The 5,398-nt window shown below is 64.7% G+C and carries 6 protein-coding genes; 3 read left to right on the top strand and 3 right to left on the bottom strand.

All coding sequences use genetic code 11. The features are described from left to right. On the top strand, positions 1–989 hold a 989-nt coding region (locus tag ACV4UX_RS17035), incomplete at its 5' end, for a hypothetical protein (RefSeq protein ID WP_491594477.1). 135 nt (positions 990–1,124) lie between these two features. Here ACV4UX_RS17035 and flgM read toward each other — a convergent pair. Beyond that, on the bottom strand, positions 1,125–1,448 hold the full coding sequence (gene flgM / locus ACV4UX_RS17030) for a flagellar biosynthesis anti-sigma factor FlgM (protein WP_491594476.1): 324 nt from the start codon (positions 1,446–1,448) through the stop codon (positions 1,125–1,127). Between the two features lie 120 nt (positions 1,449–1,568). Next, positions 1,569–1,988 carry a DVU0524 family FlgM-associated protein gene (locus ACV4UX_RS17025; protein WP_491594475.1) on the bottom strand — a complete coding sequence of 140 codons (420 nt, stop codon included), beginning with the start codon at positions 1,986–1,988 and terminating at the stop codon, positions 1,569–1,571. A gap of 129 nt (positions 1,989–2,117) precedes the next feature. Here ACV4UX_RS17025 and ACV4UX_RS17020 point away from each other — a divergent pair, with 129 nt between their 5' ends. Both ACV4UX_RS17020 and ACV4UX_RS17015 read left to right on the top strand, forming a co-directional pair. Then, a complete protein-coding gene (locus ACV4UX_RS17020; RefSeq protein WP_491594474.1) occupies positions 2,118–2,981 on the top strand; it encodes an NAD(+)/NADH kinase in 864 nt (287 codons plus the stop codon). A gap of 7 nt (positions 2,982–2,988) precedes the next feature. Then, the gene (locus ACV4UX_RS17015; protein ID WP_491594473.1) at positions 2,989–4,743 is read left to right on the top strand and encodes an ARMT1-like domain-containing protein; all 1,755 of its coding nucleotides are present in this window, start codon (positions 2,989–2,991) and stop codon (positions 4,741–4,743) included. Here ACV4UX_RS17015 and ACV4UX_RS17010 read toward each other — a convergent pair. Next, positions 4,740–5,398, bottom strand: a 659-nt coding sequence (locus tag ACV4UX_RS17010; protein WP_491594472.1) for a DUF4145 domain-containing protein, incomplete at its 5' end; no start/stop codon positions are given. The two genes, ACV4UX_RS17015 and ACV4UX_RS17010, sit on opposite strands and share 4 nt — an antisense overlap.

Below are 5,398 nucleotides of genomic sequence, written 5' to 3'. Positions count from 1 at the left end.
ACGAGCACCACCCCCATGTCGCCATGAACTTCTTCACCAACGGGGTGCTCCTGGGCAGGCGCTCCCTGTTGGAGGCCCTGCCGGGGCGGGTGCGCTGGATCTCCGTCTCGCTGAACGCCGCCAGCCGGGAGACTTGGGAGGTTCTTTGCGGCCAGGACCACTTCATCCGGGTGGAGAAGAACCTCCTGGCCCTCAAGGAGGCCAAGCTCAGGGCAGGGGCCCTGCATCCCCTGGTCTACGCCACGGTGGTGCTCACGAAGGCCAACGTGGAGGAAATGCCGGCCATGCCCGGGCTCTGCCGCAAGCTGGGGGTGGACAGGCTCTCATTCTTCCCGTTCTCTTCCTTCGGCTACGGCGGGGAGGACAAGTTCGGGCCCGAGATGTCCTACAAGCACGCCCAGGAAACCTTCGACAGGCTCTGGCCCGAGGTTCTGGAGGAGGCGCGCCGCCACGAGGTCTCCCTGGAGATCCCCAACCCCAGCGCCGGGAGCCGCGCCAGCCGTTTCGGCCTGGAACTCCGCCCGCTCAAGGATTATGCCCGCGTGGAAACGGGCGAATTCGCTTTCTGGGATTTCCTGCGCCGTCTCGAAGGGGTGGGGGAGGCCGGACGCTGCCCGTATCTGTGGCGGCAGGGCTACGTGGGCACCGTGAACAGGACCATGGGGGACGTGGCGGCAAGCCACTTCCTCTATCCCTGCTGCGGCCCCTTGGCCGGGCTCAACTACGGGCGGGGCGCGCCGGTGGACTTCAAGGCCTCGCGCCCCTTCCTGGACGCCTGGCAGGGCGGGCTCTTCGCCACGCTGCGCCAGGCCCAGGATCAGGCGGGGGTGTGCCGGGTCTGCGATCTGTGCCGCAAGGCCGATCTGCGCGATCCGTCGGTTTTCAAGGCGCTCGATCGGAGCCTGCGGGAGTTTTCAGGCAGCCACGGGCTGGAGTGCATCGAACGGGGGGAGTTGCTGGCGCGCGGCGCGGCCGGGACCGGTAGCTGAAGGGAGGTATTGCCTGGTCAAGGCCAGGAAGGGAAACGGCAAGCCTCGCCAGGAACCGGGCAATTCTTCCCCCGGACCCTGGCGAGCGGGCCTGTCTGTCCATGCGACCTTTCCTCCCGGGCCTTGCGCCCGCCGCTACTTCAGAAATTCCAGATCGCTCTCGACCAGCTTCTGCGCGATGCGCCGCGCATCGAGGTTGTAGGTTCCCGACTGCACCTGCGCGCGCAGGGCCTCCACCCTTTCCACCCGGATGTCCGGGGACTCCTGGGCTGCCTTGGCGGCCTCGGCCACCAGCTTGGCGTCTCCCGACACGGAAACCCGGTCCCCGCTGCCGGAAGATTGGCTTCTCGCCTTGGCCTTGGCCTTCTCGACCTTGGCCGACGCCGTGGATTCCTCGCCCTTCTCCACCTTGGACTGAATGTAGGGGCCAGATCCTCCCAGAATCTTTTTGATGTCCATGATCCCCTCCCGGACGGGGCGAACCCGTCCTGACGCAGAGCCCGGTTCCTTGCTCGGATGAGGCCGTCTCCCCAGGCGGCCTGCCGGTCGCTGCGCCCATGCGAAGCGGAAATCCTTCCGCTAAAGCATCGTTTCGTCGACCCGTTCCAGGGCGATGCGCCAGAGCGTCTCCAGCACGCGCACCCTCTCCTGGCCCGTCACTTCCACCGCGTCGTTGTCGCCCAGCAGCCGGAAGATTTGCAAGTCCTGTTCTTCCGGAGGATAGGCGAAGTGGAACTTCGTCCTGAACGCGGCCTCAAGATCCTTCTTGATGTCCACAACCACAGGGTTTTCCGAACCCGTGACGATGAGGCTCTCCACGATCTCCGCGGCCACCTTGTGCACCAGTTCGCGGCGCTTGGCCTCGCGGGAAATCTCGACCTCGTCCTCCGCCCCGGCCGCCCGCAGCGTGCGCCGGTAGCGCGCCAGCCGCCTCGCGGTGGTGACCTGCCGCCCGTAGGTGCGCAGCATGTTGCGGATCAGGGCAGGATTGGCGGCCATGCTCGATTCTCCTCGCTCGTCATTGGGCCTATCGGCCGTGGGACGAATCTTCTTTAGGGGCCGGGCGAAAATTCCCGGCGCGTCCTTCCCGGGCTTGAAGCCCGGGGCGCTTTGCTCTAGACGGGCGGCATGCAGACAGCCGTGCGCGATGTGCTCGTCGTGGTCAAGTCCGGAGACGCCCAGGCGGGGGCGTTCGCGGAGGAAATCGCCGCCTGGGTGGCGGAGAAGGGCGCTCGCGCCCGCGTGGTGGAGAACCGCACCGACCACGAGGGCTGCTCAGACGCCTCCTGCTTCATCGGCCGGGAACCCGCCCCCGGGCTGGTCGTGGTGTTGGGCGGCGACGGCACCATGATCAGCGTGGCCCGCAAGATGGGCGAGGCCCAGGCCCCGCTTCTGGGCATCAACCTGGGACGCCTGGGCTTTCTGACCCAGATCGCCGGGGAGGACTGGCGCAGGCCACTGGAGATGGCCCTGGTGAAGGGCTTCGCCGTGAGCCGACTGACCATGCTCACAGCCGAGGTGGCCCGCCAGGGACGCCGCGTGTTCAAAAGCCCCGCCGTCAACGACGTGGTGGTGCGCGGCTCCATGGCCCGGCTCATCAAGGTGGGCGTGGTGTTCGGGGGCGAGCGCCTGGGCGGGTTCCGCGCCGACGGCATGGTGGCCGCCACCCCCACCGGGGCCACGGCCTACTCCATGAGCGCCGGGGGGCCGCTGGTGCACCCGGAACTCCAGGTGCTCACGCTCACGCCCATCTGCCCTTTTTTGAGCGATTTCCGGCCCATGGTCCTTCCTACCGACCGCCCGCTGGACCTGGGCGTGGAGGAGGCCACGGCCGAGGTGGTGCTCACCTGCGACGGCCAGGCCACCTTCGACCTGCGCCAGGGCGACTGGGTGCGCGTGCGCCGCGCCCCCTACTGCCTGAACCTCGTCGCCGTGGGACGCCACTCCTATTTCGGCAAACTCCTGGACAAGGGATTCATTCGCGAGCGATAACCGCACCATGACTCCCGTGCACTTCCCCACCATCGGGCAGCCCGCCGAGCTGCGCTACGGCAAGGATCCGCTCCTGGACGCCTGGCTTCTGCACTTCATGAGCGAGAACCACATCGAGCACTCCATCGATCCGCTGCGCAACGCCTCGCCCGAGCAGATCCGGTTCATGGCGGCGCTCGGCCCGGACGAGATCTACGTGCCCTGTTCCGACGCCATGCTGGGCCATCTGCTTGAAAAGCACCAGGAGCCCTCCCTCATGGACGCCTACGCAAGGGTGTGGCGGCAGGTGCTGGAGCTCATCGAGAGCCATTGCCCCGGCGAATACGAGAAGATGATGATCCTGGCCCTGTGCGACCACAAGTACCGCCAGGCCGTCAACGCGCCGGTGCTCATCCCCTCGCGGCTGCTCAAGCGGCTCACGTCCATCTTCCTGGCCCAGGCCGGGCAGGACGACCCCCACCGCGACCGCAAGCGCCTGATGAACCGGCGCGCCTCCCGCTTCCTGGACTCCCACGCCATGAGCGCCGCCCTGGGCACCTGCCCGGGCCTGAGCTTCCACTGCGCCACCATCCGCGACATGCGCTTCGACCTGGACATGCTGGAAATCACGCGGCTTCTGTGCCTCTCCGTGTGGAGCCGCGTCTGGGAGGAGGACTCCTTCGACCCCTCGCCCGAGCAGATCGAGCAGGAGCTGACGCGCTGCTCCTCCTCGGAGGTGCTGCGCCGGGTGCTGGACCCGGGGCGGCCCAAGTCCATGAAGATCCTCTACCTGCCCGACGCCGCCGGGGGCATCGTTTTCGACATCCTGGCCGTGCGGGCGCTTTTGCGCATGGGCCACCGCGTGATCCTGGCCCTCAAGGACGGCTTCTTCTTCGACGCGCCCACCATCTGGGACGCCGAGGAGGACCCCGTGCTCGTCCAGGCCCTCGCCGGGGCGCGCATCCTGGCCGACCCGCGCATGAGCAAGAACGGCCTGCTCCAGGCCATCAAGGAGAACCCCTTCCTGGTGATCTCCGACGGATCGCGCGAGCGGCTGAACCTCTACAAGACGAGCGTCACCTTCGCCCGGGCCTGGAAGGAGTCCGACCTGGTGATCGCCAAGGGTGAGCAGAACCACCGGCGCATCATGCAGACCTCCGTGAAGTTCACGCGCGACGTGGTCTGCATCCGCCTGGATTCGGGCGACGACCTGCGCGCCGAGTTCAAGCCCAGGCCCTCGGGGCTGCGCTCCTTCACGGAGCCCGAGATCACCGCCAAGGCCGACGCCATCATCGCGCGCATGCGCTCAGAGAAGGCCTCGGGCAAGACCGTGATGTTCTATTCGGCCATCGTGGGCTCCATCCCCCACGAGACCGACACGGCCATCCGCGTGCTCAACGCCTTCGTGAAGCACCTGCGCGCGCGCCTGGCGGGCACGTTCATCATCAGCCCCGCCGAGCACTTCGAGGAGGGCATGGACGCAGACGACCTGATGTTCATGTGGGAGAAGGTGCAGCGCTCCGGCTACATCAACGTCTGGCGCTTCCAGACCAGCCAGGACATCGAGACGGCCTTCGAGCTGATGGGGCGCACCGTGCCCCCGGTCTGGGCCGGCAAGGACGCCACCTTCTCCACGGGCTGCACCAAGGAGCTGCACATCGCCCTCGACGTGCAGCGCACCCACCCGGAGATGCAGCTCATCGGCCCGGACCCGGAGAAGTTCTTCCGGCGCAGGGAGTACGGCGTGGGCAAGTTCTTCGACGCGGCCATTGCCAGCCGCTAGGGCGACGGCTTGAGGCGTTTGGCCAACTCGGGGAGTATGTAGGTTTTTTCGATCAAGTGTTCAGCTATGCGCAGTGCGATGATTAGTTCTTCGATTTTATGTGCCATAATTTCGTGGGCAGCGTCGTTTCCCATAAAACGAAGGCGGTGGAAGTAGTCTCGTTCTGCTTGTGTGATGTGTCCATTAGTGTGTAGGGTGTCAATTTTTGTTTGTAAGTTGCCAGTCGTAATTCCCTGTTCAATGCAGATGGCTTCGAGTATTGCCCTAATTCCAATTCCGCCGAGGATTTTGTTGTCATGAGAAAGGGCTGAGTATGTTTCATTGTATATCTGTACTATTAAATATGGCGCGAAGTGGTGCTTTTCGAGTTTGCTTTTCCCCTGGAGGGCTGAAGGGTATATAGTGGTTTCGGGAAGTAGGAGCATTTCTCCGTTTTCGCCATACGAGTAGTTTTCAGAAAAGTAGTCGTCAATTCTATATGATGGCGTGTCACATCCAAGGCACTGGCAGAGAATATAGTTCGTCTCAGACCAGACACCATCATGTTCGTTGTCATCCCTGTGGTCGAGTTGATACAAAACCGAGACCCCTGCACGGTAATACGCCTCAATAGACCTTCCAACTATTCGTAATTCATGGTAAACAGCCTTCATCT

Source organism: Fundidesulfovibrio sp., assembly GCF_058402725.1.
This window is presented reverse-complemented; position numbering and strand designations above follow the sequence as displayed.

Bases quoted from the DNA above. Each gene is read 5' to 3' on its own strand.
- flgM (WP_491594476.1), bottom strand. From the start codon at position 1,448: ATGGACATCAAAAAGATTCTGGGAGGATCTGGCCCCTACATTCAGTCC.
- ACV4UX_RS17015 (WP_491594473.1), top strand. From the start codon at position 2,989: ATGACTCCCGTGCACTTCCCCACCATCGGGCAGCCCGCCGAGCTGCGC.
- ACV4UX_RS17020 (WP_491594474.1), top strand. From the start codon at position 2,118: ATGCAGACAGCCGTGCGCGATGTGCTCGTCGTGGTCAAGTCCGGAGAC.
- ACV4UX_RS17025 (WP_491594475.1), bottom strand. From the start codon at position 1,988: ATGGCCGCCAATCCTGCCCTGATCCGCAACATGCTGCGCACCTACGGG.